Source organism: Kluyvera fluvialis, assembly GCF_059725275.1.
On record NZ_AP046142.1, the window covers coordinates 2,361,831 to 2,385,873 of the forward strand.

The 24,043-nt window shown below is 53.5% G+C and carries 24 protein-coding genes; 19 read left to right on the forward strand and 5 right to left on the reverse strand.

Annotated elements, in window-relative coordinates; genetic code table 11:
* From lpoB to AC6I4B_RS11265, 6 genes are all read left to right on the forward strand, one after another.
* Entirely contained in the window at window positions 1–648 is a 648-nt protein-coding gene (lpoB, locus tag AC6I4B_RS11240; protein WP_497771715.1) for a penicillin-binding protein activator LpoB, read from the forward strand.
* Complete coding sequence (gene thiK / locus AC6I4B_RS11245; RefSeq protein ID WP_497772118.1) at window positions 629–1,471, forward strand: thiamine kinase; 843 nt, start codon at window positions 629–631, stop codon at window positions 1,469–1,471. The genes lpoB and thiK overlap by 20 nt, the downstream gene beginning before the upstream one ends.
* Entirely contained in the window at window positions 1,459–2,484 is a 1,026-nt protein-coding gene (gene nagZ, locus AC6I4B_RS11250) for a beta-N-acetylhexosaminidase (protein WP_497771716.1), read from the forward strand. Before thiK ends, nagZ begins: the two co-directional genes overlap by 13 nt.
* A 38-nt stretch (window positions 2,485–2,522) precedes the next feature.
* Window positions 2,523–3,065: an alpha/beta hydrolase YcfP gene (gene ycfP / locus AC6I4B_RS11255; protein ID WP_497771718.1), complete on the forward strand. Its 543-nt coding sequence runs from the start codon at window positions 2,523–2,525 to the stop codon at window positions 3,063–3,065.
* Between the two features lie 275 nt (window positions 3,066–3,340).
* Entirely contained in the window at window positions 3,341–4,645 is a 1,305-nt protein-coding gene (locus AC6I4B_RS11260; protein ID WP_497771719.1) for an NAD(P)/FAD-dependent oxidoreductase, read from the forward strand.
* Between the two features lie 170 nt (window positions 4,646–4,815).
* Window positions 4,816–5,352: a glycine zipper 2TM domain-containing protein gene (locus AC6I4B_RS11265; protein ID WP_497771721.1), complete on the forward strand. Its 537-nt coding sequence runs from the start codon at window positions 4,816–4,818 to the stop codon at window positions 5,350–5,352.
* Window positions 5,353–5,482: 130 nt separating this feature from the next.
* Here the strand turns inward: AC6I4B_RS11265 and AC6I4B_RS11270 are convergent, their stop codons facing one another.
* Window positions 5,483–6,118 (reverse strand): TetR/AcrR family transcriptional regulator, encoded by a 636-nt coding sequence (locus tag AC6I4B_RS11270; protein WP_497771722.1) that lies wholly within the window; start codon window positions 6,116–6,118, stop codon window positions 5,483–5,485.
* A 246-nt stretch (window positions 6,119–6,364) separates the two neighbouring features.
* On the opposite strand from AC6I4B_RS11270, the gene bhsA reads away from it, so the two are divergent.
* Window positions 6,365–6,622: a multiple stress resistance protein BhsA gene (gene bhsA, locus AC6I4B_RS11275; protein ID WP_497771724.1), complete on the forward strand. Its 258-nt coding sequence runs from the start codon at window positions 6,365–6,367 to the stop codon at window positions 6,620–6,622.
* 192 nt (window positions 6,623–6,814) lie between these two features.
* On the opposite strand, the gene ldtC is transcribed toward bhsA, so the two are convergent.
* Window positions 6,815–7,774 (reverse strand): L,D-transpeptidase LdtC, encoded by a 960-nt coding sequence (gene ldtC, locus AC6I4B_RS11280; protein WP_497772119.1) that lies wholly within the window; start codon window positions 7,772–7,774, stop codon window positions 6,815–6,817.
* A gap of 133 nt (window positions 7,775–7,907) precedes the next feature.
* Window positions 7,908–10,076 carry a TonB-dependent siderophore receptor gene (locus AC6I4B_RS11285; RefSeq protein ID WP_497771725.1) on the reverse strand — a complete coding sequence of 723 codons (2,169 nt, stop codon included), beginning with the start codon at window positions 10,074–10,076 and terminating at the stop codon, window positions 7,908–7,910.
* Between the two features lie 422 nt (window positions 10,077–10,498).
* On the opposite strand from AC6I4B_RS11285, the gene AC6I4B_RS11290 reads away from it, so the two are divergent.
* From AC6I4B_RS11290 to AC6I4B_RS11330, 9 genes are all read left to right on the forward strand, one after another.
* On the forward strand, window positions 10,499–11,323 hold the full coding sequence (locus AC6I4B_RS11290) for an ABC transporter ATP-binding protein (RefSeq protein ID WP_497771727.1): 825 nt from the start codon (window positions 10,499–10,501) through the stop codon (window positions 11,321–11,323).
* Window positions 11,320–12,345 carry a FecCD family ABC transporter permease gene (locus AC6I4B_RS11295; protein ID WP_497771728.1) on the forward strand — a complete coding sequence of 342 codons (1,026 nt, stop codon included), beginning with the start codon at window positions 11,320–11,322 and terminating at the stop codon, window positions 12,343–12,345. Before AC6I4B_RS11290 ends, AC6I4B_RS11295 begins: the two co-directional genes overlap by 4 nt.
* Window positions 12,342–13,394, forward strand: a complete 1,053-nt coding sequence (locus AC6I4B_RS11300) for a FecCD family ABC transporter permease (RefSeq protein WP_497771730.1) — start codon at window positions 12,342–12,344, stop codon at window positions 13,392–13,394. The genes AC6I4B_RS11295 and AC6I4B_RS11300 overlap by 4 nt, the downstream gene beginning before the upstream one ends.
* A gap of 8 nt (window positions 13,395–13,402) precedes the next feature.
* Window positions 13,403–14,353, forward strand: a complete 951-nt coding sequence (locus AC6I4B_RS11305; protein ID WP_497771732.1) for an ABC transporter substrate-binding protein — start codon at window positions 13,403–13,405, stop codon at window positions 14,351–14,353.
* Complete coding sequence (locus AC6I4B_RS11310; protein ID WP_497771733.1) at window positions 14,350–15,249, forward strand: MurR/RpiR family transcriptional regulator; 900 nt, start codon at window positions 14,350–14,352, stop codon at window positions 15,247–15,249. The genes AC6I4B_RS11305 and AC6I4B_RS11310 overlap by 4 nt, the downstream gene beginning before the upstream one ends.
* Before the next feature lie 100 nt (window positions 15,250–15,349).
* A complete protein-coding gene (locus AC6I4B_RS11315) occupies window positions 15,350–16,225 on the forward strand; it encodes an NAD(P)-dependent oxidoreductase (RefSeq protein ID WP_497771735.1) in 876 nt (291 codons plus the stop codon).
* Between the two features lie 518 nt (window positions 16,226–16,743).
* On the forward strand, window positions 16,744–17,931 hold the full coding sequence (locus AC6I4B_RS11320) for an ABC transporter substrate-binding protein (RefSeq protein ID WP_497771737.1): 1,188 nt from the start codon (window positions 16,744–16,746) through the stop codon (window positions 17,929–17,931).
* Window positions 17,932–17,967: 36 nt separating this feature from the next.
* Window positions 17,968–18,801 carry a glycyl-radical enzyme activating protein gene (locus AC6I4B_RS11325; RefSeq protein ID WP_497771738.1) on the forward strand — a complete coding sequence of 278 codons (834 nt, stop codon included), beginning with the start codon at window positions 17,968–17,970 and terminating at the stop codon, window positions 18,799–18,801.
* On the forward strand, window positions 18,798–20,867 hold the full coding sequence (locus AC6I4B_RS11330) for a pyruvate formate lyase family protein (RefSeq protein ID WP_497771740.1): 2,070 nt from the start codon (window positions 18,798–18,800) through the stop codon (window positions 20,865–20,867). Before AC6I4B_RS11325 ends, AC6I4B_RS11330 begins: the two co-directional genes overlap by 4 nt.
* Window positions 20,868–20,913: 46 nt before the next feature.
* On the opposite strand, the gene AC6I4B_RS11335 is transcribed toward AC6I4B_RS11330, so the two are convergent.
* On the reverse strand, window positions 20,914–21,054 hold the full coding sequence (locus AC6I4B_RS11335; protein WP_497771741.1) for a hypothetical protein: 141 nt from the start codon (window positions 21,052–21,054) through the stop codon (window positions 20,914–20,916).
* Between the two features lie 247 nt (window positions 21,055–21,301).
* Between AC6I4B_RS11335 and AC6I4B_RS11340 the strand changes: the two genes are divergently transcribed.
* Window positions 21,302–21,505 (forward strand): glycogen synthesis protein GlgS, encoded by a 204-nt coding sequence (locus tag AC6I4B_RS11340; RefSeq protein ID WP_497771743.1) that lies wholly within the window; start codon window positions 21,302–21,304, stop codon window positions 21,503–21,505.
* Between the two features lie 75 nt (window positions 21,506–21,580).
* Here AC6I4B_RS11340 and AC6I4B_RS11345 read toward each other — a convergent pair whose 3' ends face one another.
* The gene (locus AC6I4B_RS11345; protein ID WP_497771745.1) at window positions 21,581–22,882 is read right to left on the reverse strand and encodes a uracil/xanthine transporter; all 1,302 of its coding nucleotides are present in this window, start codon (window positions 22,880–22,882) and stop codon (window positions 21,581–21,583) included.
* A gap of 290 nt (window positions 22,883–23,172) precedes the next feature.
* On the opposite strand from AC6I4B_RS11345, the gene AC6I4B_RS11350 reads away from it, so the two are divergent.
* Together AC6I4B_RS11350 and AC6I4B_RS11355 are read left to right on the forward strand one after the other, a co-directional pair.
* Window positions 23,173–23,580: a cupin domain-containing protein gene (locus AC6I4B_RS11350; protein WP_497771747.1), complete on the forward strand. Its 408-nt coding sequence runs from the start codon at window positions 23,173–23,175 to the stop codon at window positions 23,578–23,580.
* Between the two features lie 93 nt (window positions 23,581–23,673).
* Window positions 23,674–24,024 carry a transcriptional regulator gene (locus AC6I4B_RS11355; RefSeq protein WP_497771748.1) on the forward strand — a complete coding sequence of 117 codons (351 nt, stop codon included), beginning with the start codon at window positions 23,674–23,676 and terminating at the stop codon, window positions 24,022–24,024.
* The last annotated feature ends 19 nt before the right edge of the window (window positions 24,025–24,043 follow it).

The following is a 24,043-nucleotide window of genomic DNA, read 5'->3' on the forward strand; positions in this document are numbered from 1 at the left end:
ATGAGTAATATAGGTCGCTATGCGTTAATTGCCTCTCTGGCACTGTTTCTGAGCGGGTGTGTGATCCGTGAAAATCCGGCTCCGGTAGAGACGGCGAATCCGCAAACGCAGCCACAACAGCCGGTAGAGCCGCAGCCGGAACCGACCGTGCCATCCGTGCCGACAATTCCACAGCAGCCAGGGCCTATTGAGCATGGCGGGGACGCGTCCGGGCAGCCTGCGCCGCGCGTACGTCATTACGACTGGAACGGCGCTGCACAGCCGCTGGCGGCAAAAATGCTCCAGACTAACGGGGTTAACGCGGGCAGCATTTTGTTGGTTGATAGCGTCAACAACCGTACTAACGGCTCGCTGAATGCGGCAGAGGCGACCTCCGCACTGCGTAATGCGCTGGAGGGCAATGGCAAATTTACCCTCGTTTCTGCTCCGCAGCTTGCGGTGGCAAAACAGCAACTGGGCCTGTCCCCGCAAGACAGCCTGGGTTCGCGTAGCAAAGCGATAGGTATCGCGCGTAAAGTGGGCGCACAATACGTGCTGTACACTAACGCGACCGGTAATGTGAATGCGCCGACGCTGCAAATGCAACTGATGCTGGTGCAGAGCGGTGAAATTGTGTGGTCAGGTAAGGGTGCGGTTGCGCAACAATAAGCTCACGCGTGATGCCCTGTTATCACGCGAATTTCCGCACTATCATCTGGTTGACAGCCCCGAAACCTCGGGGCTGAGCGGCAGTAGCTGTATCGTGCAAAACGGCGACCGGCGGTTGGTTCTTCGTCAGCATCACTCGCCCGACGCGCCGGAAAGCGACTTTCTTCGTCAATATCACGCCCTGCGGCAGTTACCTTCTACGCTTGCCCCGAAGCCGGTTTTTTATACCCCTGGCTGGATGGCCGTCGAATATTTAGCCGGAGAGATTAAAAACGGGCTTCCGGCGCATCGCCCACTCGCTACACTCCTGTATGATTTACACCATCAGCGCCGATTTGGCTGGTCGCTTTCGCTATTGCCGCTGCTCGAGCAGTATTGGCAGCAGTGCGACCCGGCACGGCGTACGCCGTTCTGGCTGCGTGGTTTACAGCGCCTGCGCCGTCGTGGTGAGCCGCGCGCGCTACGGCTGGCCCCGCTGCATATGGATGTTCATGCCGGGAATATCGTCCATACCGACGACGGGTTACGGCTTATCGACTGGGAGTATGCCGGTGATGGTGATGTCGCACTGGAACTGGCGGCAGTATGGACGCCAGACAAGAGACAACGTCAGCAGCTAACGTTTACCTACGCCGAGCTGGCGCGAATAGCCCCTGATTGCCTGTGGCAGCATGTTATGCGCTGGCGACCGTGGGTATTAATGCTGATGGCGGGTTGGTTCGAGTGTCGCTGGCAACAGACCGGCGACGTACAATTCATCGCGCTGGCCAATGAAATATGGAGCCAGCTAAAGGATAAAAAGGAGGCCGTGTGGGGCCAGTAATGTTGGATGTAGAAGGCTACGAGCTGGATGCCGAAGAACGTGAAATTCTGGCGCACCCGCTGGTCGGTGGCTTAATTCTGTTTACCCGTAACTATCATGACCCGGAGCAACTGCGCGAACTGGTACGCCAGATTCGCAGCGCTTCGCATCACCGACTGGTGGTCGCGGTTGACCAGGAAGGTGGCCGTGTACAGCGTTTTCGTGAGGGTTTCACGCGCTTACCGGCGGCGCAATCTTTTGCTGCGGTGCTGGGCGAAGAGGCGGGCGGTCGTATGGCCGCAGACGCCGGTTGGCTGATGGCGAGCGAGATGATTGCTATGGACATCGACATTAGCTTCGCACCAGTGCTGGATGTCGGCCACATCTGTACGGCTATCGGTGAGCGTTCTTATCATGCTGACCCGCATAAAGCGCTGGCGATGGCGCGCCACTTTATTGACGGGATGCACAGCGCGGGAATGAAAACCACCGGTAAACACTTCCCTGGGCACGGCGCTGTGACGGCAGATTCCCATAAAGAAACGCCGCACGACCCGCGTTCTGAGGCGGAAATCCGCGAGAAAGACATGGCGGTGTTCCGCGCCTTGATTAGCGAAAACGCGCTCGACGCGATTATGCCAGCGCACGTTATCTATGATCAGGTTGATGCGCGTCCGGCCAGCGGCTCCCCGCACTGGCTGAAAACGGTGCTGCGCGGCGAGTTGGGCTTTGATGGCGTGATTTTCTCTGACGACCTGTCGATGGAAGGTGCGGCGATTATGGGCAGCTATGCCGAACGCGGGCAGGCTTCGCTGGATGCCGGTTGCGATATGATCCTCGTCTGTAATAATCGTAAAGGCGCTGTCAGTGTGTTGGATAATCTGTCTCCGATCAATGCTGAGCGTGTTACGAAGTTGTATCATAAAGGTTCGTTTAGCCGTCAGGAACTGATGGACTCCGCCCGCTGGAAAACGGTTAGCGCTCAACTGGAACAGCTCCACGAACGCTGGCAGGATGTGAAGGCTGGTCATTAACCCTCCCGGTGTGGGAGTAATGGTGTGGTGAGGACAAGATGATTATCTATTTGCACGGTTTTGACTCAAATAGCCCTGGGAACCATGAAAAAGTGCTACAGCTTCAGTTTATCGACCCCGATGTGCGGTTGATTAGCTACAGCACGTTGCATCCCAAACATGATATGCAGCACCTGCTGAAGGAAGTCGATAAAATGCTGCAATTGTGTGCCGACGAAAGGCCGCTTATCTGTGGCGTCGGTCTTGGCGGCTTTTGGGCAGAGCGTATTGGTTTCCTGTGCGATATTCGCCAGGTGATGTTTAACCCGAATCTGTTCCCGAATGAGAACATGGACGGCAAAATTGACCGCCCGGAAGAGTACGCCGACATTGCGACTAAATGCGTGAATAACTTCCGCGAGAAAAACCGCGATCGCTGCCTGGCGATCCTTTCTCGCAATGATGAAGCGCTGAACAGCCAGCGTTCCGCAGAAGCCCTGCATCATTACTATGAAATCATCTGGGATGAAGAGCAGGGGCATAAGTTTAAAAATATTTCGCCGCATCTCCAGCGCATCAAAGCCTTTAAAACATTAGGCTGATAAAACGCTTCAGAAGCCCCGGCAACGTTCGCGCTGCCGGGGCTTTTTTTTGTTAATTTTTTAACCTGGCTTCACGCGTGAAGCACCCCTGGTCGCGCGTTCGCTCAACTTCTGCGCGATAAAACTTGATGCACATCAATTTTGGTATGACCAATGCACCATTCATGTTATTCTCATTGCAGCTGAATGGTTTCGTACTGGTAACTTGTTGTTAATTAAAGGCTATATTCATAACTTTTAATTAACAATTGGTTAATAAATTTTAAGGGGGTCACGTGACTACACCAATGAAGAAAATCGTAATTGTGGGTGGTGGCGCTGGCGGCCTGGAACTGGCTACTCAATTGGGTAGAAAGCTTGGCCGGAATAAAAAAGCAAAAATCACGCTGGTGGACAGAAATCATAGCCATCTGTGGAAACCGCTGCTGCACGAAGTGGCGACCGGTTCTCTGGATGAAGGCGTTGATGCGCTGAGCTATCTGGCCCATGCACGCAATCATCACTTCCAGTTCCAGCTTGGCTCGGTGATGGATATTAACCGCGAAGCGAAAACCATCACCCTGGCGGAGCTGCGTGACGAGAAGGGCGAGTTGCTGGTTCCTGAGCGTAAACTGGCGTACGACACGCTGGTGATGGCTCTGGGCAGCACCTCTAACGACTTCAACACGCCGGGCGTGAAAGAGAACTGCATTTTCCTCGACAACCCGCATCAGGCGCGTCGTTTCCATCACGAAATGCTGAACCTGTTCTTGAAATATTCCGCGAACCTTGGCGCGAATGGCAAAGTGAATATCGCCATCGTGGGTGGCGGGGCGACCGGTGTAGAGCTGTCGGCGGAACTGCATAACGCGGTAAAACAACTGCACAGCTACGGCTATAAAGGGCTGAACAACGAAGCGCTGAACGTAACGCTGGTGGAAGCCGGTGAGCGCATTCTGCCTGCGCTACCGCCACGTATTTCCGGCGCGGCGCACAGCGAGCTGACCAAAATGGGCGTGCGTGTTCTGACGCAAACTATGGTGACGAGCGCTGACGAAGGCGGCCTGCACACCAAAGACGGCGAGTACATTAATGCCGACCTGATGGTGTGGGCGGCGGGTATCAAAGCGCCAGACTTTATGAAAGAAATTGGCGGCCTGGAAACAAACCGTATCAACCAACTGGTGGTCGAACCGACGTTGCAAACTACTCGCGACCCGGATATTTACGCGATTGGCGACTGCGCATCGTGTGCGCGCCCTGAAGGGGGCTTTGTGCCACCGCGCGCTCAGGCAGCGCACCAGATGGCGACCTGCGCGCTGAACAACATTCTGGCGCAGATGAAGGGCAAAGAGCTGAAAGCCTATAGCTATAAAGATCACGGCTCGCTGGTTTCGCTGTCTAACTATTCGACGGTCGGTAGCCTGATGGGCAACCTGATGCGCGGTTCGATGATGATAGAAGGGCGCATTGCGCGCATGGTCTACATCTCTTTATACCGTATGCACCAGATTGCGCTGCACGGTTACTGCAAAACGGGTCTGATGATGCTGGTGGGCAGTATTAACCGCGTTATTCGTCCACGTCTGAAACTGCATTAATCCTCGCTTGCCCCCGAAGGCGGCGCTAACGCCGCCTTCGGGAATCCCCTCAGAATCTTCCGAAACACCTGTATTCCCTCATAAATCCCCGTTTTTAATCCTCTGTCTGATTGGCACTGCTAACAATCAGTTGCAAAATTGTTAGTAATAGCAACAAAGGAGGATCTCCCGTGAATAAATCAATGTTGGCGGGTATAGGTATTGGCGTCGCCGCCGCACTTGGGGTTGCCGCAGTCGCGAGCATGAACGTGTTCGATCGTGGCCCGCAGTATGCACAGGTTATTTCTGCCACGCCTATCAAGGAAACGGTTAAAAACCCGCGTAAAGAGTGCCGCAACGTGACGGTAACGCATCGTCGCCCAGTTCAGGATGAAAACCGTATTACCGGCTCGGTGCTTGGCGCCGTTGCGGGCGGCGTTATCGGCCATCAGTTTGGCGGTGGTCGTGGTAAAGATGTGGCGACGGTAGTGGGCGCGCTGGGTGGCGGCTATGCCGGTAACCAGGTGCAGGGGTCGATGCAAAACAACGACACCTACACCACCACCGAACAGCGCTGCAAAACGGTATATGACAAATCAGAGAAAATGCTCGGCTACGACGTGACGTATAAAATCGGCGATCGGCAGGGCAAAATTCGTATGGACAAAGACCCTGGCAGCCAGATTCCGCTGGATAACAACGGCCAGTTGGTTCTGAATAAAGCCTAAAAAAGCACTAACCTATTATTCGCCCCGCAATCACTCAGGCTGCGGGGCGTTTTTTTATCTTGCTGTCGCCCAATAAAATCGGCAAGCCTGCGCTTGCCGAATCACGACTACCTTACACCCTGAAACTCGTCTATTCGCTCAGCATATGCGGCCACAGCTTGAGAGTGGTTTCAGTAATCTGCATCAGCGTTTCAAAGCTTGCACCCTCGCGGGCGCTGATGGACATCCCTTGTAAAACACAGCTTAAAAACAGCGCCAGTTCGCCGATGTTTTTATCCGCCGGAATTTCGCCGCGCGATTGACGCAGTTGTAAAAACTGGCTCAGCGTCTGCTCTTGTACCGCATGGCGCGACTTAATGGTTTTGGCTATCTCTTTTGACGATGCCGCCAGCGCCGACGAGGTGTTTATCATAAAGCACCCGGCAGGGGTGTCTTTGCTGGTAAAACAGGTGGCAACCGCAGTGAAGTAATTGCGTAACGCCTGAACCACCGGCTGCTCGTCGCAGAACAAGCAGGCCTCATTTTTCGATGCGAAGCGGGTGATGTAGCGGTCAAGAACGGCACGGAACAGCCCCTCTTTATTAACAAACTCCGCGTACAGCGTCGGGGCTTTCGCACCTGTCGCTTCAACGAGATCGGAAAGCGATGTCGCTTCATAGCCATACTGCCAGAACAGCGTCATGGCTTTATCCAGCGCTGCTTCCCGGTCAAATACTTTAGGTCGCCCACGGCCTTTTTTCGCGCAACTTTGCGTATCAGTTGTCATCGCGCCGCCTACCTTAGTCGGTTTAGTGAACATTCATTATAAAAATAATTGCCAGCAGGGGCTAGCGCTTATGATACTAAAAAAATTTTCAGCATATTCATATGAAAAATATATGAATTATTATTTACCAAACGATCGTTATAAAAATGACATTGACGTGTGACGCAGATCTCATTATTATTAATTTATCGATCGTTAAGTTAATAACGTCTGACCTACAAAAATTCATCTGCATAGGTAATAATCATGAAAAACGTACAAGCCCTGGCCATCGCAGCAGTCCTTAGTTCACTGTCATTTGCAAGTTTTGCCGCTGTTGAAGTGCAATCCACTCCAGCAGACCAGCATAAAGTCGGCAATATCGCGGCGAGCGCAGGCCCGAACCTGGCTTCTCTGGAACAAGAATTAGCGCAGAAAGCGGATGAAATGGGTGCGAAATCGTTCCGTATCACCTCCGTGAGCGGCCCGAACTCTCTGCACGGCACTGCGGTAATTTATAAATAAGCATTTTACGCAGCCTCTTTCAGACGGCCTCTGCGTTCCCTCACCCGAGCCGCTGACTCCGGTTGGCGAGTCGGGTTCGCTTCGCGCCGCAGCCTGAATGAATTTGCGTTGATAACCCTCAAAATGCTTATGTCACTGCCATAAAAAAGGCCCTGAGCGTAACCCGCCCAGGGCCTTTTACTTTTGTCGCGTTTACAGATTCTGCTGAGCGATATCCTGGTGACGAGTCACGTCAACCGGCATCCCCGAACGGACATCCATCACTTTATTCATCACCGTATCATCGGTTTTTGGGTTCTGGCTAAAGGCTTTCATGCTGGCATTGAGCACGATCGGCAGGGTCTGCGGATTATCATCAATGCTCTCGGAGAGCGGCTGATGAACTTCTACCAGGTGCACGCCATTCGGCTCAATCGATGCTTTGATAGGCGTATTGATAATGCTGACTTTCGTGCCGGGTTTTACCTGATCGAACAGCGCCTTAATATCACCATCGCGCAGGCGAATGCAGCCGGAACTTACCCGCATTCCGATACCAAAATCGGCGTTAGTGCCGTGTAGCAGATAGACGCCGCCGTATGCCGCCAGGCGAATCGCGTGATGACCCATCGGGTTATCCGGCCCTGCTGGCATCACTGCTGGCAGGTCGATCCCTTGTGCTTTATAACGCGCACGAATGTTCGCGGTCGGCGTCCAGGTCGGATTGGCGCGCTTATCAGACACCGTTGTCACCATGGTTGGCGTAACGGTTGAGCCGCCCAGCTGACCAATGCCGATAGGGTAGACGGTGACTTTATTGCTGCCCGGCGGGTAGTAATAAAGGCGTAATTCCGCAAGATTCAACACGATACCTTCTCGCGGGACGTCCGGGAGCAGGGTTTGCAGTGGAATGGTGAGCACGCTACCCGCGCGCGGAACATAGGGGTCAACGCCTGGGTTGGCTTGCAACAACGCCAGGAAACCGACGTTGTATTTTTTGGCGATGGCTTCCAGCGAACCGCCGTTATTTTCAACGACATGAAAACGGTTTTCGCCTACCAGACGGCTACCTGGCGGCGGCAGAGGCCAGGTATTGGCGCTGACCGGCAGCGCGACGCTAGCGGCGAGCAATAGCCCCACCAACCAACGCGAAAGTTGCAGCGTACGTTTTATCACGGGTATCCCTTGAGGTCACAAGATGTTGATTAAAAGTTAAAGTGACTATTATGCGCAAGGGAACTGTAGGGAAGTGAGGATGCTTTGAAAGAGTATGTAAAGGCGGCCCCGGAGCGGGGCCGCGTACGGATTAGAACGACATCTTCACCGTGAACTGGACTTCGCGCGGGTCGCCAATTTGGTTACCCAGGTTGTTGCTGGCAATCGACGAGGTGTAGTAGGTCTTATCAAACAGGTTTTTGACGTTAACCTGTAGGGTGACCGGATACTGCAACTTCATCTTATAGGCCGCGAACACATCTGCCACCGCATAGCCTGGCAGGTAGTAATCCGCCCCGTTAGTGCCAGAGCGACGGCTTACCGCGTGTCCGCCGCCGCCGAGGGTTAGCGTATTGTTTTCATAGACATTATTAATGTCATAAGTCAGGAACAGCGAACCGGTGTGGCGCGGCACGTTCGGCAGTGGTTTACCGGCGTAGTCTGGGTCTTCCAGCACTTTGGCATGGGTGTAACCATAGCTGGCGATAATGTTTATGCTGTCGGTCAGTGAACCGGCAACATCCACTTCCACCCCTTGTGAGCGCACTTTTCCCGCAGTTTTCGCCACCGTTTCATCACCGATGGTTTCGTTGTAAAGCACATTGCGCTTATGAATATCGAACAGCGTGATATTGGAGGTGACGCCGTTGAACAGGTCAAATTTCGCGCCCACTTCATAGGCCGTTGACTCTTCAGGTGGTAAATCACCAATGTAGCTGGCGATTGACGACTGCGGCATAAACGACTGGGCGACGTTCCCGAACAGCGATACCGACGGTGTGAGTTTATACACCAGGCCAAATTTTGGCGTCAGCTTCTCATCACGGCTGTCGGTGTTCTCTTTGAACGGGCGGCCTTTGCCAGCGTATTGGGTATAATACTGGTAGCGCGCACCGGCAACGGCAATCCATTTATCGGTGAGATACAGCGCGTCCTGCACGTAGGTGGCGTAGGTTTCTTGCTGGATGCGCTGGTCGCTGTCGGAGGCCGAAACGCTGGTACATTTATTCAGCGTGCCGTACACCGGATCGTAAATATTAAAGCCTTTCACATTCTTACAACGAATCATATCGGTGCGCAGCAGGTCGTAGTTCTCATAGGCAATACCGCTGAGAATCTCGTTATAGAAGCCGCCGATAATCACGTTGCCCTGTAAATCCGCCCGCGTGGAGTGCATTCGCTGGGTTGAACCCTGCGTGGCGTCAACGCGGCGCGTCAGGTTGCCGGTTTTCGCGTCATAGGCCATCACCCGCGCCTGGTTATCGCTGTATTTATCCTGGCTGAATGCATAGTCGAAACGGGCAGTCCACTGGCTGTTCAGGCGATATTCGGCATTAACCTGCGCCAAATCGGAGTTGCCCTGCGTGATATTGAACGGCTCGTCAAAGCGCTCATCGCGCCGCACATCGACCGCATGGCTGGTATTCAAATCAAAAATAGTGCCGCGATCGAACGGGGTGTGGTAGTTACGGTGTGACCACGACAGGTTTACGGTGGCATCGTCACCAAACCAGGTCAGGGAAGGGGCGATAAAACTGCTGCGCTCCTTGCCAAAATTTCGCCAGTAGTCTTCGTTTTGGTATTCACCAATCAGCCGATACGCCAACGGCGTGCCTTCAATTGGCCCGGTGACATCAAGCTGGCCAGTGCCGCCGCCAAAGCTGCTGGAGGTTGCTGAAATATCGCCAGAAAAACGGCGCTCCGGGCGTTTGGTCACGACGTTAATTAACCCGCCGGGATCGAGGATCCCGTACAAGGTAGAAGCCGGTCCTTTCAATACTTCTACGCGCGACGTCGCGGCGTTAAAACTGCGTGGTAGCACCGTGCGCAAGCCGTTAGTCATGATGGAACCATCGCGATTAGCGCCAAATCCACGGCGGGTAAATGCGTCCTGAGTGCCGCCAAGAGTGTTGGTTTGCACGACGTTTGCCACGTTATATAGCGCTTCATCTAGTGAAGTTACATGCTGATCTTCCAGCACTTTATCGCTCACCGTATTCACCACCTGCGGGATATCCAGCAGCGGCATTGAGGTGAGCGTTGCGGTGGAACTGCTCAGTGGTTGGTAACCCTCGGTCACGGTTTGGTCGGCCTGCGAAGTTGCGCCAGTCACCGTCATCGTGTCTTCTTTTTTTGCCGTATCGCCGCTTACATTTTTTTCCGCCGCCATCAGTGCAGGGGAGCTAACCGCCCCAACAAAAATCAGCGAAAAAAGCGCGCGGCCAGTGAGTCCCGTGAACGTTGGGGATAACTGTGTCATCTGTCTGTTTCCCATAAAACTGCCGCAGTACGGCAGTAAAAAGTGATGAAAATCATTGCCCTAAATAAAAATAATTACCCGTTTACACCAAGCCACGGCGTTCAGGATATGTAATTGAGAATCATTCAAACATGCGGGAATGTAGTAGTAAATGCGGCGGGTAATAAATTTATTCCATCGGAAATCCTGGTGACGCAGGTGCGATTTAATGGCACTGATATCTTGTTAATTTATTGATTTAAAATATTTATTTGTTTTACGGTTGATGCTCTTTTTCATCGATTTCCATAAAGCCCCTCTGAAATGAAGCGGTAATGTAGCGCTATTGACTACTACATAACGCCATTGCATGATCAAAAGAGAATGAGATTTATTTAAAGTGCAGAACGATACCACGTCGTTGCCGCCGGAGAGAACGAAACATGCCACAGCGGCGAGCTACCCCGCAGGAACGCGGAATTGTGCTGGAATCACTCAGTGCCGGATACGGCAACCAACGCATTGTTGACGACATTAGCCTGACGCTACCGGTCGGTAAAATGACGGTGCTGGCGGGGGCCAACGGTTCCGGTAAATCCACCTTATTGAACACCATCGCGCGGATGCTAAAACCGCTGGGTGGCTGCGTACGCCTTGATGGCCGCGACATTCATCAACAGCCAACCAAACAGGTGGCGCGACAGCTTGGCCTGTTGCCACAATCACCGTTGACGCCGGAAGGGCTGACGGTGTTTGAGCTGGTGTCGCGCGGGCGCTTCCCCTGGCAAGGGCTGATACGCCAATGGTCAGACGCTGACGAGCTGGCGGTGGAGGAGGCATTACGCTTAACCGGCACGCTGGAGTATGCCCATTTGCCGGTGGATAGCCTTTCCGGCGGCCAGCGCCAGCGCTGCTGGATTGCAATGGCGCTGGCGCAGCAAACCGCCACTATCCTGCTGGATGAACCCATCACCTGGCTTGATTTACGCTACCAGGTCGAGATCCTCGAATTACTTCAGCAACTCACCCGCGAGCATCAGCGCACGGTGATTACCGTACTGCACGACCTCAACTTTGCCGTCAACTACGCCGATACGTTGGTGTTTATGAAGCAGGGGAGGATTGCGGGTATTGTCGATGAACACAATCCATGTACGGCGGAGATAATCAAACAGGTGTTTGATGTTGATGTGCAAATGCTGCATAACCCGCAAACCGGTAAGCCGTTGTTTATGCCATTTTGCGCTCGCCCGGAGTGCGTTGGATGAGCAGCCAAACGGTGCTGCATCGGCAGCGTTCTGCCCGCCCGCTGGTGGCGCTATTGCTGATGAGCGGGCTGCTGTGTCTCGGCGCGGTCATTCACTTAAGCCTGGGGGCGCGGGCAATTGCGCCACGCGTGGTGGTGGATGCACTACTGAATTACGACCCGCGAAATTTTGACCACCGCATTATTGTGAGCCTGCGGCTTACCCGTCTGCTCGCCGCGCTATTGACCGGCGCGGCGCTGGGCGCGGCGGGGCTATTACTGCAAACGGTTATCCGTAACCCGCTGGGTGAGCCGCATATTCTTGGCCTCAACGCGGGGGCTACGCTGGCGGTGGTTGCCTGCTCTGCGGCGGGCGTGTCGTTGGGGGATAGCAGTATTAGCCGCCCGTTAACGGCGGCGCTTGGCGCGGCGGCGCTGTTTGGTCTGGTGATGCTGCTGGCATCGGCGGGGCGCGCGGGGGCAACGGCGATGAAAATCACCCTCTGCGGTGTGGCGCTGTCGGCCTTTGCCTCGGCGGTGACCGCCGCCATTTTGATTCTCGACGAACAAACGCTACAGGCGATGCGTACCTGGCTTGCAGGAGATTTAGCCGGTGTTAGCCTCTCGCAGTTGACGCTTGCCAGCGCACCGGCATGGGGGGGCGTTTTGCTGGCGGCACTCCTCGCGCCCCGGCTTAATATTCTGGCACTGGGCGATCGGGTTGCCAGCGGACTGGGCGTGGCGGTTACCCGTACTCGCGTGTTGGGGATTATCGCGATTGCGCTATTGTGCGGCGCGGCGGTGTCGGTGGCAGGGCCGATTGGCTTCATCGGCCTTGTCGTTCCGCACGTGATTCGCCGCTGGAGCGGGCAAGATATCCGCATTGGCCTGTTGTTGGCGTTGCCTGCCGGTGCGCTGCTGCTGTTGGCCGCCGATATTTTGGCGCGCTGGCTACTTGCGCCGCAGGAGCTGGCGACCGGGGTGATGACCGCGATGGTCGGCGCACCGGTGTTTATCATCATCGCGGTGAGGTTTTTCAAATGACGCGTGCGGTAATGAAAGCCGGTTTTCGCCCCCTGGCGCTAGGGCCGTGGCGAGTATTGCTACGCCCTCGGTTATTGAAAATAGCGGCGCTGCTGGCGGCGGTGATTACGCTGCTGCTGCTGTTTGGCGTCACCCGAGGCTCGCTGCCTGTGCCGACGGGCGCTATCGCGCGGTCACTGTTTTATCCAGAGGCGTTAAACCCTCAGCAACTGTATATCGTGCGCGATATCCGCCTGCCTCGATTGCTGATGGCGATTTTTTGCGGCGGTATGCTCGGGCTGGCGGGCGCGGCGATGCAGTCTATCACTCGTAATGGTCTTGCCGATCCCGGGCTTATCGGCGTCAAAGAAGGCTCCAGCATCGTGGTGCTGACCTTAATTCTGGCCTTCCCGTCGCTGAGCCTCGCCTGGCGACCGTTGGCGGGCATGTTGGGCGGTGTGCTGGTGGCTCTGTTGGTGATTGTGCTGGCGCGCGATCTCTCGCGCCCGCGCTTTATTTTGATTGGTATAGGCGTGTCGTGGGCGCTGTCGGCGGCAATGGGGCTGTTTGTTACCACCGCAGACATTCGCGATGTACAAACGGCGATGACCTGGCTTGCTGGTAGCCTGCACGCGGCGACCTGGCCGCTGCTGGCGGTGGCGATGGCGTGGGCGTTACCGGCGGTGCTGATTTTGTATCTCACCGCGCGGGCGGCCGATGTTGCTTTGCTGGGGAATCAGGTCGCCAGCGGGCTGGGCGTGCGTTTATCGCGCCTGACGTTGCTGCGCTTTTTCGCGCCGGTTTTGCTCACCGCCGCCAGCGTTTCCTGCGTGGGAAGCCTGGGTTTTGTCGGCCTGATGGCTCCACATATGGCGCGATTTTTACTGCGCGGTGGGCAGGTCGCGTTACTCAGCGGCAGCGCGTTAATCGGGGCGCTGCTGGTGCTTCTGACCGACACCTTCGGGCGGCTGGCCTTTGCGCCGCTGCAAATTCCGGCTGGAATTATCATCTCGTTAGTGGGCTGCCCATTCTTTATTTTACTGCTGTGGCGTCGGCGCGACGCCTTGTGAGGATCAGGATGACCATCCGTGGACTGATGTCAGCCGTTTGGCTTTTTAGCGCGGTAGCTGCTGCGCAAACGCAGGCGTTTACCGATGATCTCGGGCGCGTGGTGCAGGTTCCGCTCCACCCGCAGCGTATTGTTTCGATGCACGATCTCGATATTACCATTCCATTGATTGAGCTGGGTGTCCCGCCGGTTGCCAGTCATGGGCGCACACGCCCGGACGGCAGCCATTATCTGCGCTCCAGTGCGCTGTTGACCGGAATCGATTTCGATAACAGTGATATCGCATTCATCGGCACGGCGGATATAGACCTTGAAGCGGTGGCGGCGGCGAAACCTGATCTGATTATCACCGAGCCAAACCGCAATGTGCCGATTGAACAACTGGCAAAAATTGCCCCGACGGTCAGTATCGACCATCTGTTGGGTAGCGCGCCGCGTATCTACAGCAAGCTGGCGCAATTAACCGGGACACAGGCGCGGCTCGCAGTGCTCGATCGCCGTTATCAGACGCAAATTCAACAGTTGCGACAAACCATAGATAGCCAAAAAATGACGGTATCGGTGATTCAGGCCAACAATGGAAAAGTCACCGTTCATCACTCTTATCACTCTCTGGGGCGGGTGCTGCGTGATGCTGGCTTTCGTTTTCCTCCGCTGATTGAGCGTATTCCTGACGGCGAGCGGATTGACGTTAGCGCCGAGCAGTTGCCGGAACTGGACGCCGATTTTGTCTTTGCCACCTGGCGCTCTGATACCGGCGGTAAGCCGCAGGATGAATTGAACGATATGGAAAAGGTGATGCCTGGCTGGTGTGATTTCATGCGCGCCTGCCATACCGGACACTATATTTTGCTGCCGCGTGAGGAGGTTATCTCGAACTCCTACGCCGCATTAAGCCTTCTGGTGGCGGAAGTTCAGTCGCAAATCGCCGGCCGGCCCCTTGTGCAGGAGGCCAAATGAGCCAGTTAGCGACGCGCAAAGAAAAACGGCGAGTGGACTTGTTCGGTGAACGTCTGCGCAGCCGCAGTTGCCAACTTTCACCCCGGCTACTGGCGGTAGTTAACTGGATTGACGACAACCGTGAAGCGGTGCTCGACCATACGGCGATGGAAATTGCCAGCGCGACGCAAACCTCTGATGCCACGGTGGTTCGGGCGATTCAGGCGTTGGGATTTGCGGGTCTACGCGACCTCAAACAGACCATGCAGCACTGGTTTGGCCCGACGATTACCTCGGCGGAGAAAATGGCATCGACGGTGGGGGCGCTGACCAGTGACGTCAATTCCAGTATCGATTTTGTGCTGGAAGGGCATCTTCGTGCCTGCGAAATACTGGCGAGTCTCGACAACCGCGCAGCGATAGCGCAAGCCGTGGCACTGCTCAGCGATGCACGACAGGTTGCGCTGTTTGGCATTGGCGCATCGGGTATTCTCACCGACTACACTGCACGATTGTTTAACCGCATCGGCCTGCCGTCGTATGTTCTTAATCGCACTGGATTCAGTCTTGCCGAACAATTGATTTCGTTACAGCGCGGCGATGTGCTGATTATGATGGGGCAAAAATCTCCGCATCGCGAAGGGCTAACCACCTTGCGTGAAGCGGAACGGCTGGGCATTCCGACCATTTTGTTGACTCAGGCGACGGATTCGCGCTTCAGCGAAATGTCGCAGGTGGTTATCCACGTTCCGCGCGGAGAAAATGGCCGCGTACCGCTCCACGGCACGGTGATGGTGTGCCTCGAAATGCTGGTGCTTTCGGTCGCCTCAACCGCCTCACAGCGCACTATCCGCTCAATGAAACGGATTAACGATTTGCATAAAGCGATTGGTAAATCCGGCGGGCGGAAGGGCTGAAACTGGCTGGGTTACTGCTGCATTTGCCGGATGATGGGTTGCATTTTGAGCGAATAATCATCAGGCTACCAAAAATAGCCGAACATGTGAGGAGCATAAAATGAAGGCACTGCCTGCGGTAGCGGTTCTGGGTTTAGGCGCAATGGGGCACGCGTTTGCCGCCAATTTGCTGAAAAAAGGGTTTACGGTATACGGCTGGAACCGCACACCCGGACGTGGCGATGATTTACAGGCAAGCGGCCTGCAACAGTGTGCCGATGCGCCACAGGCCGCCGCCAACGCACAGGTGATTATTGCCATGCTGACCGATGGTGCGGCCACCCTGGTGACGATTCGCGCCATCGCAGAATCTTGCCCACCGAATGCCACTTTCTGCCAGATGGGCACTATTGGTATTCAGGAAACTAATGACGCTATCGCACTGTTGCAGCAACTGCGCCCAGATATGCTGTATCTTGATGCGCCGGTTTCGGGGACGAAAGCGCCCGCTGAAAATGCGCAAATTCTGGTGATGGCTAGCGGCGATCGGCAGCGTGCGGAATCCGCGCAAACCGTTTTTGATGCGATTTCACGCGGCACGCAATGGTACGGCGAGGCGGGCAATAGCCAAAAAATGAAACTGGTTATCAATGCCTGGCTTATCTCGATGATGCAAGGGGTGGCAGAAAGTATGCAGTTGGCGAAACAGTTTGGTTTTACGCCATCGCAACTGTGGGAGACGCTCGAAGGCGGCCCACTGGCTGCGCCGTATGTCAAAGGTAAGCTAGAGATGATTGCCAAAGCGGATTACCGCCCGCAAATGCAGTTACAACATGCGTTAAAAGACGCGCGTCTGGCGTTAGAAAACGCCCCGCAGGGAACCATGCCGATGATGAATGATATCGCTCATTTATGGCAGGACGCCGCCGAGAAAGGGCTGGCGGAGCAGGATTTGGCGGCGATTTACGCCTGGCTTGATAACGCCCGACAGGCATGATAGCGGTGTTGTAACCCGATTCCAGCGCCATTCACCATGCCCCATTCGCTCCTGAGTTTCGCTATTTGGGAGTGAATGGATCATAAAATCGGCGCAATCCATTTCTGTTTTATAATATTTAATAAATACAGGTGGAGTCTTTTATATTCTTGTGGTGAATATTTTATTTTTAACGTATTTAGATTCTGCCTCACACTATTCCCTATCTATTGTTGTTATTTGCGACGCCTTTCACATCGCGCTTAAGTTTTTGTGGGAAAACGTTTTCCCTCGATTACTCTGTTTCAAAATTAACACCTTAATCAGCTAATGGACTATTAATGAATGGCTTAACGGACTGATGCTTAAACCATAAATAATAAAGCATTTATCGTTAACCGCATGGCCTGCGGTTCGTTTTATTATTCAAAAGATATAGTCTCCACGCGCTTAACAATAATACGCGAGAGGTATTTATGGTTTCACGATTTTCACGTACCGCTGTGGCTGCCTGTGTCATATCAGCATCATTGGTTTCGATGGCTCAGGCAAAAGAGACGGTCACTTTTTGGGGGCGTCCAGATCAGTCATCGCTGGATATTATTGTCGATACGTACAATAAATCGCAGGATCAAGTCGAGGTGCAGCTAAATATTATACCCTCGGCGCTGATTATGTCGAAACTCAGCGCGTCTATTGCGGCCAATAGCCAGCCGGATATTGTCGCTATTGATGTCTCCTTTTTCCCTGAGTTGAGTCTCTCTGGCCAGTTGGTGGATTTAACCGATAAAGTCGCCTCGATGGAATACATGAACCAGTTAGCCGGTTCACTAAAATCTATCGGCAGCTATAACGGCCATATTTATGGCGTACCTTTCGCCGCGGAATCGTCTTTTCTTTATTATAATAAAAAACTTTTCCGCCAGGCAGGGTTAGATCCTAATCAGCCCCCTGAAACGCTACAGGAATTGCGCGAGTACGCAGAAAAAATCACCAGGTTAGGTGAGGGGCGATATGGCTATGCTATTCCTGGGACTTGCTCCGGGTGTCTTGCATTTACCTTCTTACCTTATTTATGGGCAAACGGTGGCGATATTATCTCCGCCGACGGTAAACGCTCGGTAGTTAATAGTGAGGCGAATAAACGCACGCTGAGTTTCTTCCATCAAATGTTTAAAGATGGGCTTATCGACCCGGCCTCGAAAGTCGATAGTAACCTTAATGATTCGTTTGCCTCCGGCAAAGTGGGAATGGTGGGGTCAGGCGCTTTTACTTTTAAAGTCTTTAAGAATAACTATCCCGATGTTGAATACGGCGTGGCTTATTATCCCGGTGAGAAAAAAGGTGACTGGGCATCATTCGCGGGCGGGGACGCCTTTGCGCTGCCGGTAGGCGGAAAGCATCAGCAGGAGTCGATTGATTTTATCAACTGGGCGTTGTCAAAAGAGACGCAAATTGAAGTGATGGCGAAAAACGGTTATGTACCAGCCCGTCTGGATGCCAGCGATAATATTTACAGCCAACAGAATCCGAAATATTTGCTGGCGAACAAAGCGCTGGAGAGAGGCCGTAATCTGTATCTGGTTCCTTATAACGAGGCGATCAGCGCGCAAAATAGCCCATTCTTAACCTTAATCCAGCAGTCGGTATTTGAGGGCAACGTTGAAAACGCCCTGAAAGCTGCCGATCAGCGGATTACGCAAATTATCAAAATGTCGCAAGAGTAAGCAGCAAACATAACCCACGACGGGCACGAGGGCGCAATGGCACAGGGCGTTATTTTTGACATTAAAGAGTTTGCGGTTTTCGATGGGCCGGGCATCCGACAGACGGTGTTTCTAAAAGGTTGCCCGCTGACGTGCGGCTGGTGTCATAACCCGGAAGGGCTACGAATGCAGCCGCAAATAATGGCCACCAAAACGGTGTGTCGGTTTTGCCAAGAATCCCAGTACGTACTGGCGAGTAATATTTGCGCATATTGCGGCAACGTTCTTCCTGTTTTGCCCCGTATTACGGGAGAGAAGATCGAGGCTAGCGAGTTAGTCCGCCGGATTCGCCGCCACAGCGACTATTATGCCCGTTACGGCGGCGGGGTGACGTTCTCCGGCGGTGAACCGCTGATGCAACCGCTATTTTTACTGGAGGTGCTTGCGCAAATTCCCGATCTTCATTGCGCAATAGAAACATCGGGTTACTGCCGTCCAGAGGTCTTTGCTGAGGTCATCACTGAAATTGACTATGTCATGTTCGACCTCAAATTATTTGATTCGACATTACATCAACAACATACCGGAAAACCTAACGATCGAATTTTGCATAACGCCAGAACTCTGTGTCAGGGCAATACGCCATTTGTTATCCGTATCCCACTGATTCCCGGCATCACCGATACAGAAGATAACTTAGTGCAGATTGCGCAGTTTATTCAGGGAGCCAGGTCATTGCTCAAAGTGGAGTTGCTTCCTTATCACCGAACCGCAGGGGCGAAATATCCGCTGGTGGGGTTGGAGTATCAGCCTGGTTTTGATGACACGCGGTTAGTGCAAGGGACTACCGCTATTTTCACCGATTTTGGGATTCGGAGTGACATATTATGAATGACCTGATTGCCATCCTGCGCCAACAATTTATTGTCGATAAAATTCAACGGCAATATAGGCAGGATGCTGAAGACCCCTATGTTCTGGCGCAACAGTATAGCCAGCAGAATATTGACTACACCCGCCGCGAAGCGCTGCGGATGATGTATGTGCTCGATAAAGAGCGACCGGTGGTGTTCGCCAATGAGCATATTACGTTCACCCGCACGGTGGTGACTGTTCCGCAGATTCTGACCGCAAGCGAAATGGCGGCGTTGCGCGCCAATTATTGGGTATACGGTGAAGTTTCCAATATTAACGTCGATTATCCACGGCTACTGGCGACGGGGTTGGACGCTAAAATTGCGCAACTGGTGACGCTACAACAACAATTGATACTGGCTCATAAAACGGCTCAGGCGGATTACATCCAGCTACAGGTGGATATTTTAAACCGGGTGCTGGCGCTTGCCGAACGTTATCGGCAAGCGGCGGTGAACGGTGGGAATCTTTTGGTGGCTCAAACGTTAGCCAAAATACCCGCTCAGGCGCCGGAAACGCTGCTCGAAGCATTACAAATGTTCAGGATCCTCCATTTTACCATGTGGTGCGGCGGGCACTGGCACAATACCATCGGGCGGTTGGATCAGTATCTGTATCCCTATTTGTGCAATGACCTGCGCAACGGCGTATTGACCGAGGCGAGTGCACTGGTGCTACTGGAGGAGTTCTTCCTCACCTTCAACCGCGATGCAGATATCTACCCCGGTGTACAGCAGGGGGATAATGGCCAGACGCTGATGCTGGGCGGGTTAAATGAGGACGGATCGGACAGCTATAATCTGCTGTCCCGGCTGTGCTTAAAAGCGAGCCTCGAACTCAATGTGATCGACCCTAAAATCAATCTGCGGGTGAATCGCAAAACGCCGCTGGAAACCTATATTCTCGGCACTCAACTGACCCAGCAGGGGTTAGGGTTTCCACAATATTCTAATGATGATGTCGTGATCCCAGGCCTTATCGCATTGGGCTATACAAAGGTCGATGCGTATAACTATGTGGTTGCTGCCTGCTGGGAGTTTATTATTCCCGGCAAAGGCATGGATATTCCGAATATTGACGGGCTTTCTTTTGCGCAGGCGACGGTGGATGCGGTCACTAAACATCTGGCGAATAGCGCAACCTACGAGGTTCTTTTCGCCCATGTGCAGCATGAGATGGCGCGGCGGGTAGATGAAATTTGCCAGCAAACCCAAAAGTTATATCTGTTTCCCGCTCCATTTTTATCGTTGATGATGACGGTTAGCGCCCAGCAGGTTCAGGACACCTCGCTGGGTGGGCTTTACAATAATTACGGCATCCACGGGACGGGGCTATCTACCGCTGCCGACTCGTTAGCGGCGATTAAGAAATTTGTCTTCGAGGATAAAACCGTGACGCCCGACGAGATGCTGGCGGCGTTGGGCAGTGATTTTGCCGGTAACGAAAACCTGCGTAACCGTCTGCGTTATCAGGCGCCGAAAATGGGGCAGGATGATGATTTCGTCGATCAAATAGCGGTAGCGCTGCTGACTAGTTTTGCCGATATTTTGCAGGGGCGGAAAAACGAACGCGGAGGCATTTATCGCGCAGGAACCGGCTCGGCGATGTACTACATCTGGCATTCCGCCGAACTCGCGGCGACGGCGGATGGGCGCTTTCAAGGTGAGGGCATCGGTTGTAACTATTCGCCGAGCCTGTTCAGCCAATGTCCTGGCCCGGTGTCGATTATTAAATCGTTCACCAAACCTGATTTAACCCGCACCATCAATGGCGGCCCGCTGACGCTGGAGCTGCACGATACGTTATTTCGCAGCGCCGATAACATTCAGAAAGTGGCGTTAATGGTCAAATCGTATGTCGATCTTGGGGGTCATCAGCTACAGCTCAATGCGGTGAATCGCGAAACGTTGCGGGATGCGCAAAAACACCCAGAGAAACACCGCAATCTGATTGTTCGCGTTTGGGGCTGGAGCGGGTATTTTGTTGAGCTGGAACCGGTCTACCAGGATCACATTATCCAGCGCATGGAGTTGATGATATAAGGTCGGCGGTATAAAAAAACCGGTACTTGGAGTACCGGTTTTTGTCTCAGATCTTGCAGGCGTCGCCGCAATCATCATCGGCAACAATGGCTTGCGCCTTTTTGTCGGCATCTTCCAGACGCTCTGCGTTGCGCTCTTGCGCCTCTTCCAGCCCATCAAAGACCAGATTATTTAGATCAATGTCCATTCATCACCCGTTTTCAATTTGTTCTACACTTGTCACAGTATATTGCAAAAATGTTGTTTGATGTACCGCAAATGGACCCCGCTGCCTTCAGGATTGTCTGAGCCGAAAACCGGATGGATTGCTGAAAGTGTGACGCCGAGCGCCAGGATTGCGCACGCAGGGCTTAAATCGATATTGATAACAGGCGAATACTGGAAACAGGAAAGCATATAACCTTAAAAATGAAAGCCGCTTGGAGGGATATGCAATGCAACAGGACTACCCATCATTAATGAATTTTGATTTTCTGGCGCTCAGTTTTGCGCGGATGCAGTTGCTTGGGCAATCGGTTGATATTTGCGCGGTGACGGGCAATATGAATGAGCAACAGCGTGAATGGTTCCGAGCGCGTTTTGAATACTATCTCAGGCAGATTGGCAGTACCCAAGAGCAGACGCTGAAAGTTTCTTAATGAAAAACGGGCCGACAGGCCCGTTTTTCACCCCTGCGGGCACGATATCGTGCCCGTTTTTGTTTCGGCTATACGCTAGCGAATACGCTGCCAGGGAATCAGGTTGTCGAACAGGACGGCTAATAAAATGCCCACCAGCAGGCCGTTGCTCAGCAGTGGGCGCAGGGTTAGCGGCAGGCTCTGCAAATAGACCGGCGGTAGGCTCATAAGGAATAAACCGACAAACAGCGGCAGCGCCAGACGGTAGATATTCCGCGAGGTGAAGTTAACCTGCTGGCTGAATACCAGGCTGGAGTAGAGCAGTGGCAGATAAGAGACCAGCATAACCGCACTGCTGACACCCAGCGGGATGGTGCAGAAAAAACGGCTCAGCGGCGGTACGACAGCCACCAGCAGCAATAACACGCCGCCGACGAAAAAGGATTTTCGCGAACTGTCGCCGGTTTGGGTTAACAGCCCAACGGATGAGACAAACGGCGAAAAGGGAATGACGGCCAGCGGAACGGTAAACAGTGTGACCACCCCGGAAACGATAAAACTGCGGCGATAATGCGTATTATCGGGCGTTGTTTGCGGGTAAAAGACGTCCGTGCCGCGCAGTGCACCGTAGGTGTTACTGATGTTCACCAGCCCCGTGAGTACGGCGGTCAGGATAATTCCCGGCGACAGCGCCCCGTGGCTGCCCAGCGGGAACCATTGCCAGTGCAAAGGGGTGAAATCCGCTGACGATGCGCCAAAACAGAGTCGCCACAAAAGCCAGCCAACGACAGTACCTATCAACAAGGCGTAGCGTGAAATGCGCTGGGGCAAAAAGACGATAAGCCCAATGACAAAAAACATCACCGCGACCGACATGCCAAACGGTGCCAGCGACAGATTGACGGAGGTGGCCGCAATCCCAAACGGCAGCCCGAGCATACCTTTAAAAAAGATAGCGGTGAGCTGTGCGCCCAGTAGCAGCATAAACGCCACCATCACCGTAGGCGTAAACAGCCGCGCTAATCGGCTACCCAGGCCACTTATTCCAATAACCATCGTCAGCAATGCGGCAATGGCGATACCCACCGCAAGACTGCTGGCGATGTCATTGAGCGGCGTGCCGCGCGAGGCTTCGGCGAGTGTGACGGTGAGAATCGTTCCCCACCACAGGCCGGTTGGCCCTTCCATAATCGCGCGGCGATGGCCGAAAACAGCCTGAAACAGGCAGGCGAGGGCGGTGGTCAGAAACGCATACTGCGTTAACATCAACAGGCTATTGGCCGGAAGATGAAAGGCGGAAACGAGCGTCGGAGGGACGACGACGGTGTTGCAAAAGATAAAGAAGAACCATTGAAAACCGGACAGCAGGTTTTCGCGTTGCAAGCGTAACGTAGGCATAGAGCGCACCGGTAAATAAACGCGACTGTATGCCTTTTTACTCCCCGAAAGAGGAATTCGGCATTAACTGCCGGAAAACGGGAATGAAATGCCGGAGGCGCAGCATAAAGTGCATTATTTATGTGATGAATATTTGTGCTGTTTACTATGCCGTAAAATTTGCATCTCTGGCAATGGTTAAGCTCATTTATGAAAGTGGCTCATAGGTCAGTTCTGATTTCAGCATCTAATCAATACCTCGTTGGCTCTCTATACTCATCCCATTTATTACTTCCTTATCTGGAGCCACTATGAACAGCACTTTTGACGGGAATGGCGTTTTCCCACGCGGCGAGAAAAACGAAGCCTATGCCCGTTATTTTACCGGAACCAGCTATCTGACGATGCTCTCCCGCGAAGGCGTGACGATAGGCAACGTGGTGTTTGAACCTGGTTGCCGTAATTTTTGGCATATTCACCACAAAGGGGGGCAGATTTTGCTGGTGACCGGCGGTCGAGGCTGGTATCAGGCGTGGGGGGAAGTGGCGCGCGAGCTGAAAATGGGTGATGTTGTTAATATCCCTCCCGGCACGAAACATTGGCATGGCGCGGCGCATGGCAGTTGGTTTGCCCACATTGCGGTCGAAGTCCCGGCAGAAGGGGCGTCAAACGAGTGGCTGGAAGCGGTAAGCGACGCCGAATATCAGCGTTTGCCTTAAGTTCTGGCACTTCGATTAAATATGTTTTAGCGTATATATATTGTTATTGTCATGATAAAGCGTATCCTGTTGCCACACTTAACAGGAGGAACGATGGCGCTGACTTCATTACAACTGTTCAAAAATCTCTCGGATGAAACCCGTTTGGGAATCGTCCTGCTACTGCGAGAAATGGGCGAGCTGTGCGTGTGCGATCTCTGCTGCGCGCTGGAACAATCACAGCCGAAAATCTCCCGACACCTGGCAATGCTGCGCGAGAGTGGACTGTTGTTGGATAGCAAGCGGGGGAAATGGGTGCATTACCGTTTATCCCCGCATCTGCCATCGTGGGCGGCTCAGGTTATTGAGCAGGCCTGGCGTAGCCAGCAGGACGAAATTCAGGCGGTGGCTCGTAAGCTGGCACAGGCCAATAGCATCAGCGGTGGCAAGGCCGTTTGTTGCTAAAAATTTTGCTCTAATATAT